The 20,553-nt window shown below is 63.0% G+C and carries 20 protein-coding genes; 7 read left to right on the forward strand and 13 right to left on the reverse strand.

All coding sequences use genetic code 11. The features are described 5' to 3' along the window. The first annotated feature begins 198 nt into the window (after positions 1–198). On the forward strand, positions 199–1,833 hold the full coding sequence (locus tag IVB22_RS30255; RefSeq protein WP_247520810.1) for a thiamine pyrophosphate-requiring protein: 1,635 nt from the start codon (positions 199–201) through the stop codon (positions 1,831–1,833). Positions 1,834–1,979: 146 nt separating this feature from the next. Here IVB22_RS30255 and IVB22_RS30260 read toward each other — a convergent pair whose 3' ends face one another. Further along, on the reverse strand, positions 1,980–3,554 hold the full coding sequence (locus IVB22_RS30260; protein WP_247520811.1) for an MDR family MFS transporter: 1,575 nt from the start codon (positions 3,552–3,554) through the stop codon (positions 1,980–1,982). Positions 3,555–3,729: 175 nt separating this feature from the next. Further along, on the reverse strand, positions 3,730–4,245 hold the full coding sequence (locus IVB22_RS30265; protein WP_247520812.1) for a YcgN family cysteine cluster protein: 516 nt from the start codon (positions 4,243–4,245) through the stop codon (positions 3,730–3,732). A 285-nt stretch (positions 4,246–4,530) separates the two neighbouring features. On the opposite strand from IVB22_RS30265, the gene IVB22_RS30270 reads away from it, so the two are divergent. From IVB22_RS30270 to IVB22_RS30280, 3 genes are all read left to right on the forward strand, one after another. Continuing rightward, entirely contained in the window at positions 4,531–6,816 is a 2,286-nt protein-coding gene (locus IVB22_RS30270) for a transglycosylase domain-containing protein (protein ID WP_247520813.1), read from the forward strand. Positions 6,817–6,968: 152 nt separating this feature from the next. Next, positions 6,969–7,547 carry a DUF1214 domain-containing protein gene (locus IVB22_RS30275; protein WP_247520814.1) on the forward strand — a complete coding sequence of 193 codons (579 nt, stop codon included), beginning with the start codon at positions 6,969–6,971 and terminating at the stop codon, positions 7,545–7,547. Next, positions 7,544–8,161, forward strand: coding sequence for a DUF1254 domain-containing protein (locus tag IVB22_RS30280; RefSeq protein WP_247520815.1), 618 nt, complete (start codon positions 7,544–7,546; stop codon positions 8,159–8,161). The genes IVB22_RS30275 and IVB22_RS30280 overlap by 4 nt, the downstream gene beginning before the upstream one ends. Here the strand turns inward: IVB22_RS30280 and IVB22_RS30285 are convergent, their stop codons facing one another. From IVB22_RS30285 to IVB22_RS30310, 6 genes are all read right to left on the reverse strand, one after another. Then, a complete protein-coding gene (locus IVB22_RS30285) occupies positions 8,162–8,359 on the reverse strand; it encodes a hypothetical protein (RefSeq protein ID WP_247520816.1) in 198 nt (65 codons plus the stop codon). An 89-nt stretch (positions 8,360–8,448) separates the two neighbouring features. Next, entirely contained in the window at positions 8,449–9,669 is a 1,221-nt protein-coding gene (locus tag IVB22_RS30290; RefSeq protein WP_247520817.1) for a hypothetical protein, read from the reverse strand. A 26-nt stretch (positions 9,670–9,695) separates the two neighbouring features. After that, entirely contained in the window at positions 9,696–10,904 is a 1,209-nt protein-coding gene (locus tag IVB22_RS30295; protein WP_247520818.1) for a hypothetical protein, read from the reverse strand. Positions 10,905–11,058: 154 nt separating this feature from the next. Beyond that, positions 11,059–12,219: a mannosyltransferase family protein gene (locus IVB22_RS30300; protein ID WP_247520819.1), complete on the reverse strand. Its 1,161-nt coding sequence runs from the start codon at positions 12,217–12,219 to the stop codon at positions 11,059–11,061. 233 nt (positions 12,220–12,452) lie between these two features. Further along, positions 12,453–13,226, reverse strand: a complete 774-nt coding sequence (locus tag IVB22_RS30305) for a hypothetical protein (RefSeq protein ID WP_247520820.1) — start codon at positions 13,224–13,226, stop codon at positions 12,453–12,455. Positions 13,227–13,242: 16 nt separating this feature from the next. Next, a complete protein-coding gene (locus IVB22_RS30310; protein ID WP_057848126.1) occupies positions 13,243–13,443 on the reverse strand; it encodes a hypothetical protein in 201 nt (66 codons plus the stop codon). A 246-nt stretch (positions 13,444–13,689) separates the two neighbouring features. Between IVB22_RS30310 and IVB22_RS30315 the strand changes: the two genes are divergently transcribed. After that, positions 13,690–14,667 carry a DUF2336 domain-containing protein gene (locus tag IVB22_RS30315; protein WP_247520821.1) on the forward strand — a complete coding sequence of 326 codons (978 nt, stop codon included), beginning with the start codon at positions 13,690–13,692 and terminating at the stop codon, positions 14,665–14,667. Here the strand turns inward: IVB22_RS30315 and IVB22_RS30320 are convergent. From IVB22_RS30320 to IVB22_RS30330, 3 genes are read right to left on the reverse strand one after another with little or no spacing between them, the layout of a single operon-like run. Beyond that, entirely contained in the window at positions 14,664–15,008 is a 345-nt protein-coding gene (locus IVB22_RS30320) for a DUF1491 family protein (RefSeq protein WP_247520822.1), read from the reverse strand. The two genes, IVB22_RS30315 and IVB22_RS30320, sit on opposite strands and share 4 nt — an antisense overlap. Positions 15,009–15,041: 33 nt before the next feature. Next, positions 15,042–15,749: a peptidoglycan-binding domain-containing protein gene (locus tag IVB22_RS30325; protein ID WP_247520823.1), complete on the reverse strand. Its 708-nt coding sequence runs from the start codon at positions 15,747–15,749 to the stop codon at positions 15,042–15,044. Further along, complete coding sequence (locus tag IVB22_RS30330; RefSeq protein WP_247520824.1) at positions 15,742–17,550, reverse strand: ATP-binding protein; 1,809 nt, start codon at positions 17,548–17,550, stop codon at positions 15,742–15,744. Before IVB22_RS30330 ends, IVB22_RS30325 begins: the two co-directional genes overlap by 8 nt. A gap of 422 nt (positions 17,551–17,972) precedes the next feature. Between IVB22_RS30330 and IVB22_RS30335 the strand changes: the two genes are divergently transcribed. Together IVB22_RS30335 and IVB22_RS30340 are read left to right on the forward strand one after the other, a co-directional pair. Next, positions 17,973–18,392, forward strand: coding sequence for a DUF5330 domain-containing protein (locus IVB22_RS30335; protein ID WP_247520825.1), 420 nt, complete (start codon positions 17,973–17,975; stop codon positions 18,390–18,392). Between the two features lie 82 nt (positions 18,393–18,474). Then, positions 18,475–18,903 carry a SufE family protein gene (locus IVB22_RS30340; RefSeq protein WP_247520826.1) on the forward strand — a complete coding sequence of 143 codons (429 nt, stop codon included), beginning with the start codon at positions 18,475–18,477 and terminating at the stop codon, positions 18,901–18,903. Positions 18,904–18,959: 56 nt separating this feature from the next. Here the strand turns inward: IVB22_RS30340 and IVB22_RS30345 are convergent, their stop codons facing one another. Then, the gene (locus IVB22_RS30345) at positions 18,960–19,373 is read right to left on the reverse strand and encodes a MucR family transcriptional regulator (RefSeq protein ID WP_247520827.1); all 414 of its coding nucleotides are present in this window, start codon (positions 19,371–19,373) and stop codon (positions 18,960–18,962) included. A 177-nt stretch (positions 19,374–19,550) separates the two neighbouring features. Beyond that, the gene (locus tag IVB22_RS30350) at positions 19,551–20,435 is read right to left on the reverse strand and encodes a DUF308 domain-containing protein (RefSeq protein ID WP_247520828.1); all 885 of its coding nucleotides are present in this window, start codon (positions 20,433–20,435) and stop codon (positions 19,551–19,553) included. Positions 20,436–20,553: the final 118 nt, after the last annotated feature.

Here is a 20,553-nt window from a genome sequence, read left to right on the forward strand (position 1 = left end):
GCCGGAACCGTTGCGCGCAAGAAAATTCTTCGCCGGCCTGCATCTTGGTAATTTACCGAACGAGCCCCTGGGGCGGCAAAACGCATATCAGCACTTCCGCACGTATGCTTTGTCAGCGCTTTACCGGGCCCGAAAATCCTGTTCCTACTGTTGCAAATCGGCCGGACCAAACCGGCCTGCATCAGGGGAGAGACCGTCATGAAGCTCGGCGCCGCCATTGCGGAAATCATGAAGCGCGAGGGAATCGAAATCCTCTGCGGCTATCCGGTCAACCATCTCATTGAATATGCCGCCAATGCCGACATCCGCCCCGTGATGGTGCGCCAGGAACGCATCGGCGTTCACATGGCGGACGCGATCTCGCGCGTCACTTCGGGCCAATCGATCGGCGCATTCTGCATGCAGCATGGGCCCGGCGCCGAGAACGCGATGGGCGGCGTGGCGCAATGTTACGGCGAGTCGGTTCCCGTGCTGGTGCTGCCGATGGGCTATGCGCGAAGGCTCGCCAACATCGACCCGAATTTCAATTCCAGCCAGGCGATGAAGGCGTTCTCGAAATCGTCCGAGCCGATCAACATCGCCGCCGAGGTCTGCAACATTTTCCGGCGCGCGTTCACCAAACTGAAGAACGGCCGCGGCGGGCCTGTCATCGTCGAAATCCCCGCCGACATGTGGAACGAGGAAGTGCCGGAACCGCTGAACTATACGCCGGTGCTGCGCACCCGCTACGGCGCGGATCCCGTGCATGTGAAGGAAGCAGCCGCCCTCCTCGTCGCGGCGAAGCGCCCGGTTATCTACGCCGGCCAGGGCGTGCACTACGCCATGGCCTGGCCGCAGCTCAGGCGGCTGGCCGAGCGCCTCGCCATCCCCGTTACGACCAGCCTTGGCGGCAAATCGTCCTTTCCGGAAACGCATCCGCTGTCGCTGGGATCGGGCGGCCTCGCCGTGCCGCGCGCCGTGCCGAAATTTCTGGGCGACGCCGACGTGATCTTCGGCATCGGCTGCTCCTTCACCGAGACGTCATTCGGCATCGCCATGCCGAAGGGCAAGACCATCATCCATTCGACGCTCGACCCCAACCATCTCAACAAGGACGTTGAGGCCAGGATCGGCCTGGTCGGCGATTCCGGGCTCGTACTCGATGCCCTTTTGGAAGAGATCGGCAAGACTGTCACGACGGATCGCGACGCGACGGCGGTCGCCGCCGAGATCGCAGCTTCGCATAAGGAATGGCTGGCGAAATGGCTGCCGAAGCTGACCCATAACGACGCGCCGCTGAACCCCTACCGCGTGCTGTGGGATCTGCAGCACACCGTCGACATCAACAACACCATCATCACCCACGACGCCGGCAGCCCGCGCGACCAGCTCTCGCCGTTCTGGAAATCCGTCGAACCGCTCTCTTATATCGGCTGGGGCAAGACCACTCAGCTCGGCTACGGCCTTGGGCTTGCGATGGGCGCCAAGCTGGCAAGGCCCGACAAGCTCTGCATCAACGTCTGGGGCGATGCCGCGATCGGCTTCACCGGCATGGATTTCGAGACCGCGGTGCGCGAGCGCATTCCGATCATGTCGATCCTGTTGAACAATTTTTCCATGGCGATCGAGTTGAAGGTGATGCCGATCTCGACCGAGAAATACCGCTCGACCGACATTTCCGGCGATTACGCGGCGATGGCGCGCGCCTTCGGCGGTTATGGCGAGCGGGTGTTGAGGCCGGAAGACATCATCCCCGCCATCCAGCGCGGCATCCAGAAGACCCAGGAAGGCGTCCCGGTGCTGCTGGAGTTCATCACCAGCAAGGAGACCGAGGTGTCGCGGCCGGGGACCTGAGACAGACGACTGCGAATGCCACGGACAGTATTCGCTCCAGCCTGGAGCGATGCGGATGCGCTTCGGCGGTGCGCCGGAGGGCACAAACACAAAATATCGAAAACAACCCCATGCAAAGTAGACACGTGTGAGGACAACGGTATCCCCTACTCCGCCATCTCCGCCGGCGTCGAGGGGCCGGCGAGCGGCCGCTCCTCCATGAGGATGATGCAAACCGCGGCACAGGCCAGCAGTGCGGTGGCGGCGCCGAACACGTAGTGGAACGCGGTGATCATGTCGGCGACCGGTATGGCGTTCGCGGGTCCCCGATGTTCGCCGAGCGAGATGCCCGCGCCCAGCGCCATCAAGAGGATCGCGCTGAAGGCGGCGACCGTGAACGACGACATCAGCGAGCGGAAGAAATTCATCGCACCCGTCACGGTGCCGATCTGCGCGCGCGCCACCGAGTTCTGCAGCGAGACCACGCTGACCGGGAATGTCGTGCCTAACCCGAGCGCGAACAGCGACAGCACGACCAGCAAGGCCCACAGCGGCAGCGTCGTCACGGTCAGCACCGCACCGAAGATCGCCGCCGCCGAAGTGCCGGCGATCGCCACGCGCTTGTAGTGTTTGGCGCGCGCCATGGTCCGTCCGGCGATCGCAGCCCCGCAGGTGGAAATCGCAGCGAGCGGAATCAGCGCAAGCCCCGCTTCGCTCGCGGTCAAATGATAGACTACCTCGTAGTACAGCGGCAGATGCACGGTCAGCCCGGTGATGGCGCCCAGCGCACAGCCGCCGGCCACCATCGCGTAAGGCACCACCGTTCCGCCCATCAAGGGCAGCGGCAGGAACGGTTCGTCGGCATTGCGCCCGTGCCAGACGAAGGCGAACGCCAGCGCGACCGACGCGCCGATCATCGCCATGATCGCAGGCGACAGCCAGGCATAGCGATTGCCGCCCCAGCTCAGCACCAGCATGACCACGACGGCGGAGGCCATCAGCAGCACTCCACCGAGCCAGTCTACCTTGCGCCGGCGATGGAACACCGGGATCTTGCCCATCTTCGGCAACAGCAGAAACAGCGCGCCTATGGCGAGCGGCACGTTGATCCAGAAGATCATGGACCAGTGCAGATGCTCGGCAAACACGCCGCCGAGCACGGGACCCATCAAGCCTGCAGCCATCCAGACGCCGCTGAAATAGGCCTGATACCTGCCGCGCTCGCGGGGGCTGACCACGTCGGAGATCACGGTCTGCACGACCGGCATGATGCCGCCGCCGCCGAGCCCCTGCAGGCCGCGCGCGACGATCAATACCGGCATGTTCGGCGCGACCGCGCAGAGGATCGAGCCGACCGTGAACAGGACAAGCGAAACGGTAATCATGACGCGGCGGCCGTAAATGTCGCTCAGCGTGCCGAATACCGGCGCGACCGCCGTCGAGGCCAGGAGATAGGCCGTGATGACCCAGGACAGGTTGCTGACGTCGTTGAACTGGCGGCCGATGGTCGGCAGCGCCGTCGCCACGATGGTCTGGTCGAGAGCGGCCAGGAACATCGTCAGCAACAGGCTCATCAGGATGGTGCGAACCTCGTCGGGGCTCAGCGGCGCAGGCGGCGCAATCGGCGGCGCATCGCTGACATCGATGACCTCCGTCGTGATGCGCGAGAGCTCTTCGCCGATATCATCAGGCAATGTCGTCTGGTCGGCAGGTTCACGACCCTGCCGCTGGTGCTTGTTCATGTCGGACGTAATATTGTTCTGCGCGGCCAAAGCCGCCGAGATGGAATCGCCATATCGCAGGCACCTTAGAGGGCAAATTTCCCTCGCGGCAGACGCCTGCGCGCATGGGTGCATCCCGCGGGAATATCGTCGCGTTTCCGTGATCGATCACGGCAGGAGGTTCAGGGCGTTACGTTCAGGCCTTCGGCCGCTTCTTCAGCCGCGCCCGTTTCGGCAATAGTGCCGGCCATTGCACGATGTGGTCCTCGAGATCCTCATCGGCGATCTCGTCCTCGGTGCCTTGCACCCTGCCGCGCACCGAAACCCCGGCTTCATGCACGGTGTTGGGGTCCCCCGAAATCAGGGGATGCCACCAGTAGAGATCGCGCCCCTCCGCGACCAGCTTGTAGCCGCAGCTCGGCGGCAGCCAGTTCAGGGTGCGGACGTTCTCGGGCGTCAGGGGGACACAATCCGGAACCTTGTCGGAACGGTTCGGATAGTCCTTGCAGGCGCATAGCCCCGAATCCAGCAGCTTGCAGGAAACATGGGTGAAGTAGATTTTCCCGGTATCCTCGTCCTCGAGCTTTTCCAGGCAGCAGCGCGCGCAGCCGTCGCACAGGCTTTCCCATTCGGCGCTGGACATCTCCTCCAACGTCTTGGTTTTCCAGAAGAATCCCTCCTGGCTGGAAGCTCGCTTGGGCGGTGCGGTCATGAAGTCGGATGGTTTCCGGGTCGAGTTCGGCTGCAGCCCTTCTAGGGGGTCCGGCAACTCCGGCGCAAGCGGGCTGACTACGGGCACAAAAAAGGGTGGGAACGCGTTAGGGCTGACCACCAAAATGGTGAGCGAGAGCATTGGTTTATAGCCCCCGCTCGGATAGAACAATTGAGAGTCCCCGAGCGTCCTAAAAAGCGCCTTGGGTTTGCCGCAACAACAAAGCATGACGTCTCGATAGCGCCCGGCCGGGTGCGTGAGCGTTTCGAACGACCAAGGGTCCCGGTGCGCCAGATCGTACCTCCACACTTGAAGCAGAAGATCCGGAACTTCCTTCTGGATCTGGATGCGCGCATCGACTCGACGCTGTTTTCGTCGGGCAAGGGCCTGCGCGAGCTGTACGAGCGCTACTCCACCTTCATGGACCGCTTCTATGTCGGCCGCTGGAAGCGCTGGGTCTTCATCGAGCCGTTCTCGGAAGCCGCCACCATCGGACTCGGCGGGCTGATCGTGATGCTGGCGCTCGCGGTTCCTGCGTTTCGCGAAACCGCCGACGACGACTGGCTGAAGAAGTCCGATCTCGCGGTGTCGTTCCTCGACCGCTACGGCAATCCGATCGGCAGCCGCGGCATCAAGCACAACGACTCGATCCCGCTGGAGGATTTTCCGGACAATCTGATCAAGGCGACGCTCGCCACCGAGGACCGCCGCTTCTACGACCATTTCGGCATCGACATCGCCGGCACCACGCGCGCCCTCGTCACCAACGCACAGGCCGGCGGCGTCCGCCAGGGCGGTTCGTCGATCTCGCAACAGCTCGCGAAGAACCTGTTCCTCAACAACGAGCGCACCATCGAGCGCAAGGTGAAGGAAGCCTTCCTCGCGATCTGGCTGGAGACGCGTCTTACCAAGAACGAGATCCTGAAGCTCTATCTCGACCGCGCCTATATGGGCGGCGGCACCTTCGGCGTCGACGGCGCGGCGCATTTCTACTTCAACAAGTCGGCGCGCGACGTCAATCTCGCGGAATCGGCGATGCTGGCCGGCCTGTTCAAGGCGCCGACTAAATACGCCCCGCACATCAACCTGCCCGCCGCCCGCGCCCGCGCCAACATCGTGCTCGACAACCTCGTCGATGCCGGCTTCATGACCGAAGGACAGGTGTTCGGTGCGCGGCGCAATCCGGCGATGGCCGTCGACCGCCGCGACGAAAATTCACCGAACTATTACCTCGACTACGCCTTTGAAGAGATGCGCAAGCTGGTCGACACCTTTCCGAAATCCTATGTCGAGCGTGTCTTCGTGGTCCGCACCGCGATCGACATGAACGTGCAGCGTGCGGCCGAGGAAACCGTCGAAAACCAGTTGCGCCAGTTCGGCCGCGACTATCACGCGACCCAGGCCGCCACGGTGGTCGCCGATCTCGACGGCGGCGTTCGCGCCCTGGTGGGCGGCCGCGACTATGGATCCAGCCAGTTCAATCGCGCGACCGACGCCTACCGGCAGCCGGGTTCGTCGTTCAAGCCCTATGTCTATGCCACAGCTCTGATGAACGGTTACACCCCGAACTCGAAAGTAGTCGACGGGCCGGTCTGCATCGGCAACTGGTGCCCCCAGAACTATGGCCACAACTATTCCGGCTCGGTGACGCTGACGCAGGCGATCACCCGCTCGATCAACGTCGTGCCCGTCAAACTATCGATTGCGCTCGGCGGCAAGTCGCCGAACCCCGCGAAGGCCGGCCGTGTCAAGATCACCGAGGTGGCGCGGAAGTTCGGCCTCACGGCGCCGCTGCCCGATACGCCGTCGATGCCGATCGGCTCCGACGAAGTCACCGTGCTCGAACACGCGGTCGCCTATGCGACTTTCCCGAACAAAGGCAAGGCGGCCAAACCTCACGCGGTGCTGGAAGTGCGCACCGGCGCCGGCGATCTGGTCTGGCGCTTCGACCGCGACGGCAAGAAGCCGGTGCAAGCCATTCCCGTCTCCGTTGCCGCCGATATGTCGGAGATGATGAGCCATGTCGTCAGCGAAGGCACCGCCCGCCGCGCCGCGATCGACGGCATCCCGACCGCCGGCAAGACCGGGACCACCAACGCCTACCGCGACGCCTGGTTCGTCGGTTTCACCGGCAACTTCACCTGCGCGGTCTGGTACGGCAATGACGACTACTCGCCGACCAACCGCATGACCGGCGGTTCGTTGCCTGCGCAAACCTGGCACGACATCATGGTCGTCGCGCATCAGGGCGTCGAGGTGAAGGAAGTCCCCGGCATCGGCATGGGTACGAAACTGCCGCAGCCCGCCCTTTCGGCCAGTGTCGCGGCCAACAGCGCGGCACGGGTGCTGGACACCAAGCCGGGACCGCCGCCGGTATTGACCAAGCGCGGCGCGGATATTCTGGTGCGCGTCGAGCGACTGCTCGATGAGGCCGCCAAGGCCGCGGGCAAGACCTCGTCCAACGATCAGAACCAGCCGGGCAAGCCGGTCACGTCTGGTGCGCTGGCCTTCCCGGAGAACTATATCGCAGCCGCGGGCGACCAGCCGGCACCGGCGCAGCGGAAGAATTAAAAGGCATGATCCGGCAGAATGTTAACCGGCTTTCCTCGGAACGGATGCGAGGCGTCTGCGCCGAGATGCTCAAACCAAAAGAAGCGCTTCAGGTTTCGGATGAAGCCGGTTCAACCGGAATCTGATGCCGTGAGATTTCGGAGCACTGGCCCGTGCGGCTGATCTTCATCACCTTGCTGGCGTTGGCGCTTGCCACGGCCGTCGGTCTCGGCTCGACCTACATGACGGCGACGCGCGGCACCGATCTCGGCACGCTGACGATCGGCGCCTGGACCGCGCGGCCCAAGAGCGGCACCGCCGAGGTCGACCCCTATTCGCGCGCCTCGATCGCCCGCAGCGGCGAATTGCCGATCGGCACCGGTGACGGCATCGCCTTCTCGGCCACGTCAGACGACAAGAACAGGCCGCTCGACGGGCGCTGCGACGTGCTCGTCAGCGGGGTGACGCCGGCGGCGCGGTTCTGGACGTTGACCCTGTTCGACCGCAAGGGGCATCTGGTCGCCAATTCGCTGCAACGCTACGGCTTCACCAGCCAGGAAATCGTTCGCGGCTCCGACGGCGGGTTCGAGATCCGCGTGGCGGCGCGCTCGCGGGCCGGAAACTGGCTGCCGACCGGCGGCATCGAGCGCTACGCGCTGATGCTGCGGCTCTACGATACGCCGGTTGGCGTTGCGACGCGGACGCAGCGCGACGCGCCGATGCCCTCGATATCAACGGTGAACTGCCCATGATCCGGCTCCTGTTCACCATCATCGCGGGCGTGCTGCTGGGCGGCGTGGTGCATCTCGTCAGCGTGCTGGCGCTGCCGCGCATCGCGACCCAGGACGCCTATTCGCGGCTGACGCCGATGACCAAAGAGAACGCCGTCACGGCGCTGCCGCTCGCCGAGCCCAACAACGCGCCGATGCCGTTCATGGACCCGGCCTTTGCGGTCGCGATCTGCCGCTACGACCTCACCAGTGGACCGATCAAGCTGACGGTGCCGGTCAGCCAGGCCTATACCTCGGTGTCGTTCTATACGCGCAACGAGGTCGCCTATTACGCGATCAACGACCGCTCGGCCGGCCGCAAGGTGATCGAACTCGACCTGATGACGGAAGAGCAGCATTCCGCAATCCCGGAGGATGAGGAAGTTACCGCCGCCGACCGCCTGATCATCGACTCCCCCACCGCGACCGGCCTGATCGTGCTGAAGGCCTTGGCGCCCGAGCCAGGGTTGATGCCGCAGGCGCAGGCCTCGCTCGCGGCATCGCGCTGCAGTGTGGAGACCGAGCCTCCGCCGGCCAAACAACCCGAACCGGCGCCTGCACCGGCCCCCGCCCCTGCGCCGCGGGGCAAGCGCTGATCACGGCCTGTTGCGGGCCGGCACTTCCTGGTGTTGGCCGCAGCGGCAATTCTCGTAATCCACGGGATCGTGGCTGTTGAAGATCGTCACGGCATCGCCGTGACTGGCCTTGAGCGTCCGTAGCCGCTCCTGATTTTGGATGCGCATGGCGCGATCGATGTCGGCGCGACGCTGAAACATTCCGAGTACCAGCGGCATTTTCGGCGAAGCTCCTGCGCCGCATGTCGCGCTTGCGATGCACTATTCGCATCTGCAGTGGGTGCGAGACGCGGTATTCGGACTTCCCTTTACTGATGTGGCCGCCGAATCGTGGCGCCTTCCTTTCCTGCGATACTAGCCTCGGGGCTAACGGGGCCCTTCGCGGCTGACATGTCGATCGACTGCACCCAGCGGCTTGCAATGATCACGATGGCGCAGACCGCATAAAAGCACACCCCCAACGCATAGGTCTTGGCGATGCCGAACTGGATCGACAACGCCACACCCAGCACCGACGCGAACATCGACGTAATTCCGTTGGTGCTCCAGAAGAACGGCAGCAGTTCATGATGACGGCGCCAGACACCGAGGCCGAGCGGAAACATCATCCCCATGCAGAATGCAGGAGGAGCCAGCAGCAGGACAGACACCAGAATACGCATGTCGGTTGACAGCGACCGCGCCCAGGTGGTGACCAGCGGCGTCAGCAGCCCTGCCACCACGAGCGTGGTGAGGAGCGCGGCAATCCTGAAGACGGTGACGCGTCGGGAGGAGGTATCCGCACCGACCGTGGCGCTGCCAATCCCGCTAAAGAGAAGTATTGTGAATAGCACGACGCTCAGCCCGTAAACGGGATGTCCGAGAAAGACCATCAGGCGCTGCATCTGCGATATCTCGACCAGCATGAAGCCCATCCCGATCGCGCTGAAATAGGCCACGGGCGGCGTCAGCGTCGCCATTGGCATCCGCTTCGCAAGACGGAGGAAGGGCAGCACGATGTAATATCCGCAAGCGCAGAGCGCTACGATGATGAGCAAGCCGGTGATGCCGATCGCGGCATTGTTGCTCATCATGTCCCAACTATGGGTGCTCACGAAATCGCTGAAGCGCGACGTATAGAAGAAGAACGGATTGTCGTCAGTCGAAGCAGCGATGTTTTCCGGCAGCGAATCGAAGAAAGCCTGGTTCGCCTTGTCGGACAGCAATGTCGAGGTGACGGCATCGAAGGTGACGTCCGGCCCCAGCAATATCTTGAAACCTTGCGCTTGAAGCCGCTCGCGCGCGCCCTGCCATTGTGCGTCGCTGAATGCGTCGGGCCGCGTAATCACCGTCACGATGTTGCCGACGTTGACTGCGACGACGTGATGCCGCAACTCGGTGGCGGCCACCCCCTTGCGCTGCAATGCGCTCGCCCCGATCGCGACCAGCCGGTACAGCTCGCTGCGGCGCTTCTCGGCATCGTACCAGCGCGATACCGACAGCAGCCCGCCAGGCTTGAGCGCCCGGTAAAAATCATCCCAAGCCTCCACGGTATAGAGACGGTTTTCGGTGAGCGTCAGGGCACCGGCCGCGTCGCCGCCCAGGTGTCGATGAGCGAAATCTGCACCAGGTCGTAACGCTCGGACGAGTGGTTGATGTAGCTTCGCGCTTCGGCATTGACCAAGGATACGCCGGGCTGGCGATCGAGATGGCCGGAGAAATCAGCGAATTTTTCGGTGAGCACTTCGAAGATCGCCGGGTTGATCTCAATTGCGCGAATCCGGCTGGCGCCGAAGAGCAGCCCGGAAAGGATGTCACGACCTCCGCCCACGCCAACGACAGCGACGTCGGCCGCCGGCTGCACGTGGTAGGCTGCATTGATCACATCATCTTTCAGGTAGGCGAGCTTTCCGATGTCGCCATCAAACCTGGTGATGACCGTGCCTGCATCAGCATCGATGTCGAGGTGGTGTTGATCGACCCGGGCATCAGGCGTGCGGACCAGACCCCAGCCAATCGGGACCTTCTCGGCCAATTCGCGCACCCTTACCCGCGAATAGGTATTCCAGCGTTCGAACAGCGTGCCTGTCTGCTCAGCGCCCTTGGCCCAGAACACACCGAGATGGCTTCGACCGGTCAGGTCAAGGCCGGAGTGCATGGTGGCCGCAATGGCCAAAACCAGCGCGACAGCCGCGCTCAAACGCAAACTGCTGAAGTCGCCGCTTTTCCTCACGACGGTCCAGCCAACGCCGGCGGCGAAGGCTCCGATCCATAGCGTGGCGCTTACGGGGTCAATCACCAGCAGTATTAAGATCACCCCCAGACATCCAACTGCGGCGCCCAGGAGATCGGCTGCATAGAGCCATCCGCCCCGATAGGGCAAACGGGTGAGCAACAGCGTGATGCAAACCCCACCTTCCGTGAACGGAGCGACGAAGGCGATGATCGCCAGCGCCAGAGCGAGGGGCACATTTGCTGCGGATACAACGAGCGGCACGCACAGGAAGACGATCATTGCGCCAACGCTGCTGAGGGCGAACCATGACGCGTGGCGGGCGAATTCGATGCCAACCCGCTCCGTGGCATAACGCTCGGGCTTGCCGTAGACCTCCATCGCTCCGCGGGTGAGCCCCAGCATGGCCAGTGAAATGGCCGCGAATGCGAAATGATGATGGAGCATAACGCTGAAGAAGCGCGTTATCAGGATCTGGTAAGAAAGCGTCGCGAACGCCAGCACAAAGATTGCCAGATAATAGCGTCCGGGAATCTTGGATATGGGTTGCAATACGCTGCCCTCTTAGTGGAGCCCTGATGGGCTCTGTTGGGTGCGCTTTGACCAACTCGCGCTACACGCGATCGCCGGATAACTTCCTACTAACAGGCACGCAGCGTGAAACCGGGTCGTTGCTCAAGCATGTCATCGCGAGTATTTGTAGCGATCAACCAATCCAAATTCTACGAGCAAACAAGGCGGTGTTCATGAACAAGGACGCGCCGAAGAGTCCAATCACTCCTGCCAAAAGCCACTTCGCTCGCAATCCTAAACCTGCCAACGTCACAAACAGGGGAAATGAAACGAGATTAAATCGACTCATCGAGACGAAGCCTGCTGGCCCACCGCTGAGTGTTAGATATGGCAGCAACAAGACTGCCATGGCGAATAGCGTCCAGCTTGCGCGCAGTCGAGACCAGCCCAAAACAATTAGTGTAATGAACAATAATGTAAACCAGCTAGCTTGTCCCCATGGATTCCAATCATTGAGCATCATTCGTGTGAACGGCTCAAGCTTTAGTGCCGCAATCAATCTTGTCGCTAGCGTCGTTCCCTGATGAAATGCCGCCTGCCCATCCGCAAAAGCAAACGGAGTTCCGAAAGCGCTCCAGAGGTAGATCATGAATAGCCAGATGCCCGACGTCGCAAGAAGGACGCATGGCACGAGGGAAAGAAGGAACTTCGTCTGATGGCGATTGGCCCACATCTCCCAAAGAAGGACAGGCAATAGGACAACGCCCGTCGATCGGGTAGAGACTGCCAAGCCTGCAAGCAGGGCTGCCGACAAGTAGTATTTTCGTTTCAAAGCAAGAAAAAACGAGACGATTAGCAGCAGTGCCAAGGGCTCGGTATACCCGGCCGATAGCAAGACCGAAGCGGGAAAAAAGCTGAGCAGCGCGATTGTGGCGAGAGCCAGTTGATCACCAAATTCCTCGCGAACCAGCTTGAAAAGGACGACAATCGCGAGCAATCCCGCGACGTTCGATACCAACAGCAATGCATCCGCAGGCGTGAGACCGCTTATCGTCGCCAGGCCCCGTGCGAGCATCGGATATAGCGGGTAAAATACGATGTTCTGTTGAACAGTCGGATCGCCGTTATACTGATAGCCATCTGTGGCGATCTTGAAATACCACTCCGAATCCCATTGCAGCAATTGGTGGTACCAGATCGGTCCCGCAGACCAGACGTCGGGCCCGGAGGGCAGATATTTTTGAGAGAATACCAGTCCGAGTGCGACCACCACCCGCGAACAAAAAAATATAAAGATGGCCAAACAATAGGGAAGCCAGGAAGGATCTTTCCAGATTGGATAGCGTATCTCCATGTCAATACTGTCGCCCGGTAAGAGCCCAAGATCAATCGCCCCAGGTGTACCGCTTTTGTGAAGGTTTGCGGACGCCGGCCCCCCGCGTGTGCCGCGCCACCATCATGGGGCCGGCATCCGCAAACCTTCACAAAAGCAGACTCGCTGAAGGCCAGCCCAGATGTCCGCTCCTGAGCATAATCCGGACATCCAAGTATATGGCGCTTTTCAGATTTGTGAGTAGACGCCCTAGTCTAGCCCTTCACCGTCACGGCGCGCCCGATCACGGGCTGGGCTGCGAGCGGCGGATTGGCCGTCTGCGCTGCAAGTTCGCCGATCAGCCGGTCGGCATCTGCGGCGATATTGTCGGGCGCCTGAATCACCAGCCGCTCCAGCGCCCAGCGATATGACGAGATGCGCCACTCCAGGCATTGCTGGACCCATTGCACGATCAGGATGTTCTCTTCCATGCGGGCGACCGCATCGGCCTGTTCGCGCGCCGACAGTTCCGACACCATCTTCAGGCTGGTGCCGCGCTTGCGGTCGAGTTCGATAACGCGCGCGGCGGAGGCAAAGAACGGCTCGAACCTCGTGATGTCGTTGCGGACGTCCTCGATCAACTGCTGATAACGCGAGGTGTGCGAGCGATGCGGCTCGTCGATCAGGGCGCGTCCATAGGTGGTGCGGTCGAACACCACTTTCTGCCGCCATGGCGAGGGCAACGGCTGATAATCGCCGAACACGCTCTTCCAGGCGGGCCGCGAATGCGGCGGTTCGATCAGGGGATAGGCGAGATCGCGGAGCTGGCGCTCGTTTTCGGTGAGCTGGAAGTGCGAGGGCTTGAGGCCGACGCTAGCGGTAGCCTCAGCGCCCAGCCAGCGGTGCATGTCATCGTTGCGCATATCGGCGCGGGTGCGGCCGAAATCGCCGCCGCTGCAGCCGCTGAGCACAGCACTTGCCACGAGCAGCATAAGAGCCGGGAGTGACCGAAGCCCGGTGGTCCGGATCGGGAGGCACAGCTCCGGCATTTCAAAATTCCGTCGTTCAGGGGCGCCGACGGCGACGGCGACCGGGCGCCGTCCCCTCTTCCGGCCCGCGCCCGTCGCCGGTTTCGCCGGCTTCACGTTCGATGCGGACAACGGGAAGGATCAGCACGGTTCCCAGGCCATCGCGTGGAGCGCCATCCATGGTTGAGCCCGGCCGTCGCGAAGCCGCATCCGCCGGAAATTCAATGATGGTGCCCATGTTCCGTTCTTTCTGGTTGCCGCACGGACACGATCTGGCCGGCGACATGACATTATTCAGAACAGAACGTGGTTAACGGCATCTTAATTTGTGCAGGCGGTACAGTTACGGGTTCTGGGGCTGTTTGCGCCCACCGAAAGCTCGCATTTTATCGGATTTCTTCACGGGCTGTTTTCCTTAACCAACTCTTAAAGCGCCGTGCGTAGGCTGACGCGAGGGATTACCGAAGTCGCGTACACACCTGACATGACCGCAGCTCCAATGTTTCCGGGATTCGACGGGCTGATGACGCTCTCGCGCCGCGAGGGGGTCGATATCAGGCCCACCTTGCTGCGCGTGCTGACCGACCTCTATGTCCAAACCAGCGCCCATTCCGCCGACGAAGAGCGGCAGTTCATCGAACTGACGTCCCGCCTGATCGATCAGGTCGACGACGCTACCCGCGCCGCGGTGCGGGCGCGGCTCGCGATCTATCCGGCAACGCCGGCCGAGATCATGGACAAGCTCGGGCTGCGGCGTTCGTCCCCCGGCCAGATCCTTCCGGTCGCAGCATCGATTGCCGATGCTCCGACCAGTACGCCGACGGTGAAGCCGCCGACCGAAGCGCAGTTGCGGATGGCGGCGAGCCTGGCGATGCGGCCTAACGATGCCGCCGAAATCAGCGACATGTTCTTTGCCGCAGGCGCCAGCGAGCGCGCGCTGATCCTGCACAATCTCGCCGACACGCCGCTGAAAGCCTCGCCGCGCATTCCCGCAGCCCGCGCCGCGCGCGCGCTCCATATCCTGGAGATGGCCGCGTTCGCCGAGGATACCGAGAACTTCGCGCTCGAAATCGGCGAAGCTTTGATCCTGCCGCAGCGGATTGCCGAGCAGGTGGTGCATGATCCCGGTGGCGAGCCGCTGGCCTGCGCCGCGCGCGCACTGGACATGCCGAGCGCCGCCTTCCAGCGCGTGCTGCTGTTCCTCAATCCCGAGTTCGGCTCATCCGTGCATAACGTTTATCGCTTGTCGCGACTGTACGACCATCTGAGCGAACGATCCGCGCTCGTGATGCTGGCCGCGTGGCGCGGCTCGACCATGGCGGTCACCCGCGCCAAATACCGCGCTACGCTGTACGACGATGAACGCCATCGCGTGCGTGCCACAACATCGCAAACCCGCCCCGCGGTGCAACCCGGAACTGCGCCGGCCGTTCGCACCGGCACCGACGGTTCGAAGCGCTAAGTCTTCGCCAGATCCAGAAAGTGCCGCCCTGCCCGGTCCTCGGTCTCGACGATCCAGGCGTCCGGATCGAAGCGGAGTTCCTTGGCGAGGCGTTCTTCCACGGATTGCTCCGGCACCGGCTGCGGCGACGCCGGCGCGAACAACCGCTCCGCCGGGCGGCTCTCGTCATAGACCGTCTGCGGCGCGGGTGAATACAGCATGGCGTTGCCGTCGAGCAGCGCCACCTTGACGAACACCGCCCCCGCCTCCTCCGCCCCGCGCTTGCGCACGGCGCCAAAGACGCCCTCGGTCTGGCAGCGGCGCAGGTAAGCAGCCACCCAGATGCTGGATTTCAATCGCATGAGTTCGACGATAGGCCAGCGACCAGGCGGAAGCTAGTCGATCGGGTGGCCGATCATCGCCGTGAGCTCCTTCACAAGCCGATCGGACATCTGGCCGGTCACCGGGAGTTTGCGGTCGCGCTCGAATTTGGAGATCGCAGCCTGCGTGTCCGAACCGACCGCCCCGGTCGGCTTCAACTGGCCGTAGCCATATTGGGTGAGCGCGCGCTGCACGGCCGCCACGCGGCGCGCGCCGGCGCTTTGCGCGGTGGCCGGAATCGGCGCGGGCGGACGCGCTACATTCGCGGGCGCTGTGGTGGGCGCACCGGTCGACTTGACGACCAGATTGGCCATTGGGTCAGGGCTTTTGGGGTCAGCGTTCCTGGAATCGTTGCTCCTGATCTCGACCTGTTTGGGATCAGCGCCCCTCACCTCGACCGGTCTGATTTCCGGCGGCTCTGAGGACAGTTCGACCGGGCGCGGGCGCGGCAGCGGGCTCACGACGGCAGCTTGCGGCGCCGGCAGTGTCACCACGGAACCGAACATCGGCGAGGGATGGCGTCCGGCCTGCAGGAACAGCGCATTGGCGAGGATGGCGCAGATCGCGGCAGCGGCGAGCAGGGCCGCGACCATGTCTTTCGGACTGTGCAGGAGGATGCGCATCACAAGACCGCGCTCTTCCTCCACCTCAATCGCGGCCGCCTTCGCGCTGCGACGGCGGCGGCGCGGCATCTCGTCATCGTCGTCAATACGCCTAGGCACGTTTCTTCACCTGATGGGCTTGATCCTGTGATTCGGGTCGCAGTGCCGGTTTCAGCGTCGCGACGTTGTTGGAAGGCGTCAGCACCGGCGCAAAGTCAAGCGGCAAGGCAACTGACACCGTGGTGCCCTCACCGACCGTGCTCTGCACGTTCATCTCGCCATTGTGCAATGCGACCAGGCCCTTCACGATCGACAAACCGAGGCCGGTGCCTTCGTGCTTGCGCTGATAGGTCTTGCCGGCCTGGAAGAACGGATCGCCGATCCGCGCGAGATCTTCGGCGGCGATCCCGACCCCGGTATCGGTGACACACAGCATCAGCCGCGCGCCCTCGACCTCGGCGGAAACCGTCACGCTGCCGCCGCGCTCGGTGAACTTGATGGCATTGGCGACGAGGTTCAGCGCGATCTGCTTGAACGCGCGGGGATCGCCGTTCATCACGGGCAAGTCCTCCGCCGCGCGGGTGATCAGATCGACGCCGTTGTCCCGCGCCTTCAGCGCCAGCAAATTGCAGCAGTGCAAGAGCGCCGCGCGCGGCGCGAACGGCTCCGGCGAAATTTCGAAATTGCCGGTTTCCATCTTGGAAATATCGAGGATGCCGTTGACGACCGACAAGAGGTGCTGGCCGGAATCGTTGATCAACTGCGCATATTCCTTGCGGCGCGCGGCGTCGACCATCATCGCCTCTTCGTGCACGATCATCTCGGAGAAACCGATGATGGCGTTCAGCGGCGTGCGTAGCTCGTGGCTCATGGTAGCCAGGAATCGCGTCTTGGAGGCATCCGCCTGCTCGGCGGCGGTGCGCGCCAGTTCGAGCGCCTGCTCCTGGACCTTGCGGTCGGTGACGTCGCGCATCACGGCGACGACCTCGGCCTCGGTCGACCCCTGCTCGAGCGGCCGGCAACCCATCTCGACCCAGATGAAATCCGCGGAAATGTTCTGGCCGCGAACCGCGTCGCGGCGCAGACGGAATTCGACGCGTTGCTCGCTGCCGCGCGCGGCATCCGACAGCGCCGTGAGGTAGGCCGGACGATCGACGACATGGACGCGGTCGAACAGGCCATGGCCGGTGAGCCGTGCGCCCGGCGTGCCGAGCATGGCTTCCGCCGCCGGCGAAATGAATTCCACAGCGCCGTTGCGGTTATGACGCGAAATCACGTCGCTCATGTTGCGCGCGAGCAAGCGATAACGGTCTTCCTCCACATAGAGCAACGCCACGGAAGTGCGCGCCAGCGATTCGGCGCTGACGGCGAGTCCTGCCGCATAGAGCGTCGCGGAAGCCACCCCGGTTCCCATCAGGACGCTGCGCAGGGCCGCGTTCGACTCCGGCATCGGCAGGAAGTGAAAATGTCCGAGCGCGATCAGCAAGGCGACGCATGCCAGCGCCAGCGCGGAAGCGAACGCAACCACGCGGCGCGAGGCCGACAACGCGGCTTCCAGGGGAACGACGATGAGCCAGACCGCGGCGAATGATTCGATACCGCCGGTGGTTATGGCAACCATCATGACGAGGCCCGCCAGCGCCAGCGCGGAGAGGATATGCGCGCCTTCGTAGCGGCCGGTGCGCGACAGGAACCAGGACAACAGAATGGGCGCGATCAGCCAGGCGAAGGCCGCGACCTCGAGCGCCGTGGGCGCCCCGCGCATCGCCAGATAGATCGGAAAAGCCGCAAGCGCCACCAGGCTGCCGAGCAGCCGCGGCGCGATGAATGCGCGGTGACGCGCACGCGTCAACGCATCATATCGTGCCGAGGGATGCAGCAGGGCATCGAGACAATCGCGGATGATACTCAAAACAGTCACGGCTCTCGCGCTTCGGCTTGTTCGTCAGACAGACGCGCCGGAACGCCCCCTCAATCTTTGCGTCACCGTGTCAGAGCGAACTTAAGCGAACGCTAAGGCGCCGGGAGCGACCGTCCAACACTGTGCATTCGCGGGCGTTTCACGCCTCGCACGACGCTCATTCGACCCGGATGGTGAACGACAGGTTACAAGCGCGATCGATCTATGGTTTCGAAATGGTGGATGCGCGAACGGCGCGCGTTTCTCGCGCGATAGTGGTCATCAATCGAAAATTTACGCCGAATCGAATCATTGCAATTTTCAGCCAATTTTTGGCGACTTTACCTCAATAGAAATACTTCCGATTTATCGACGGCTGTTAGTCAGGAACAAAGCTGCGGTTTAACCGCAACACAACCATAAGAGACGACCGGGGTCGCGAGATGTTTTTTCTGCTTCGCATGGCATTCTGGCTCGGGCTGGTGCTCGTGCTGTTGCCCAGGGAAAAGACGCCTGAATCGGACAAGGCGCCGCAGATCGGCGCTTCCGAAGCCATATCGGCTGCGACCGCCGCCGCCTCCGACATGGGCCAGTTCTGCAAGCGCCAGCCGGCGGCTTGCGAAGTCGGCGGTCAGGCGGCGACGGCGATCGGCCAGCGCGCCCAGGATGGCGCCCGCCAGTTGTACAAGATCATCACCAAGCCCGACCATCCCAGCGTCCCGGACAAGAAGCCCGACCATACCAGTTCGATCGACACGGCCGACGACGCCGTGGCCGCGGCCGTGCCGCCCACGGAGGCGCTGACGGAAGACGACATGGCGATCGAATGGCGGCTGCCGCGGACGCCGCTGGCCTCAAAATAGCCTGCGGAACTGGTTCCATTTCCGTCGCTTTCGCGCGATCCGCATCCTATATAGGACTTTAAGGAAACGGACGCGGGCCACGATGACGATCGACGAGATCAGGGACAATTTCGAGCTGCTGGAGGAATGGGACGACCGCTACCGGTACGTCATCGAGCTCGGCCGCATGCTTGATCCGATGCCGGAGGCCGAGCATTCCGCCGAGAACAAGGTGAACGGCTGCGTCAGCCAGGTTTGGCTGTCCCGGCAGATCGACCGCAGCGGCAACGGCGAACCGCGGCTGAAATATTTGGGCGATAGCGACGCCCACATCGTGCGCGGCCTGATCGCGATCCTGCTGACGCTTTATTCCGGGCGCACGCCGCAACAGATCCTGACAACGGATGCGCTTGCCGTATTCGACGAATTCGGATTCCGCGATCACCTGACGCCGCAACGTTCGAACGGCCTGCGCTCCATGGTCGAGCGTATCCGCTCCGACGCGCGCGAGGCGCTGGCCACGGCTTCCTAGACACTCCGTCATTGCTTGCGCAAACGCTTCGCGTTTGTCGCAGGCAATGACGGAGTCTACTTCCGCTTCCGCGCCTGCTGCCCGAGGCCCATCTTCTTGGCGAGCTGTGAACGCGCCACTGCGTAGTTCGGCGCCACCATCGGGTAATCCAACGGCAGGCCCCATTTGTCGCGGTATTGCTCCGGCGTCATGTTGTACTGCGTGCGCAGATGGCGCTTCAGCGACTTGAAGCGCTTGCCGTCCTCGAGGCAGACCAGATATTCCGGGGTCATCGACTTCTTCACCGACACGGCCGGCTTGGCCGGCTCGAGCGGCGTCTCGGGGCGGCCGCTCGATACCCGCATCAGCGCGGCATGGACCTGGCTGATCAGGTTCGGGATTTCAGAGGCCTGGGTCGGATTGTTGCTGAGATAGGCCGATACGATATTGGCGGTCAGTTCGACGGGCGTCTTGCCGGCGGAATCGGTCATGTGTCAAACCTTTTGGGAATGCATCTGTCGGCGATACGGTTCGGACAGTATCCAACCACGCCTATACATCAGCGGAATCTCATACGACTTGGCGAATATGAACGAAGTGCCGGGAAACTGACAAGAACGGCGGCGCTTTATTTTCCAGAGCGGGCTTCGCGGCAAGTATTGCCAGCGCTAGGGCCGCTGATCGAGATGCGCGCGCAGTTCATCGATCGAGGCGAAGCGCATCATTCCTTCGGGCATCTGAGCCTCGATCGAGCCATCGGAATAGAGCGAATAGGCCATGCCGTCGACAACGCCCGATTTAAGCACCGTCACGTCCGGTTGATGATCCTCGGGGCGCGGCGCCGGACCGCCATTGGGTTCCGCGAGCGTTGGGGGCGTACGGCCGCGCCGCTGCAGCGGGCTTTCACTGCGATTTGCGCGTTCCGCCCTCGGCCAGGTATCTTCGAACGATGCCGGCTGCGGTTCGGCGGTTTCGACCGGCGGCACGGTGGGCGGCCTGGAGCGAAGGTCTGACGACAACGGGTCCGGCAGCAGCGGTTCGCCGCCCCGCGCCTGGGTGCGCTCGCGCTCCTTTCGCGATGTCGAGGAAAACAGCAAATTGCGCTTCGACTTCGGCGCCGACGGTTCGGGGTGCATCGGTTCCGGGATCGGGTGATCCCGCAGCACAGCCTCGTTCTGCCACGGCGGCGGTGACGCTGGAGGGAAAGGCGGAGGCGCCGCCGGCGGGAATGATCCGGAACCGCCGGGTTGCTCAGCGGCCGGGAAGCCGCCAGCGGCGGAGGCGGAATCTCGCGTCGCGGCGACGGGAACCGGCCGCACCGTGGCCTCGCCGCGCGCTTCAAGGACGCCAGTGCCGAGCCGCCGCGCGATGTTCTTCAACTCCCGGACCGTCATCCAGAAAGCGAGCACGATCGCGCCGGAGCAAACGCCGATCGCGCCGGCGATGATCAGCGTGTTGCCGGTACTGAATTCCTTGATCGGGATCCCGAAGCCGATCGCCAGCAGGCCCGCCAAAACGAGGCCGATCCCGGCGACCAACAGAACAAACACCATTGAACTAACCCCTCAGCCGCGCCCGAAACGCTCGCCAGCCGCCCCACGCCACGATACCGTCATATTGTGTGCACCGCCAACCGCCAATTGCGCCGAGGGTTCCCGTAATTTGCGCCGT

The sequence above is a fragment of the Bradyrhizobium sp. 190 genome (assembly GCF_023073415.1).
Taxonomy (GTDB): Bacteria; Pseudomonadota; Alphaproteobacteria; order Rhizobiales; family Xanthobacteraceae; genus Bradyrhizobium.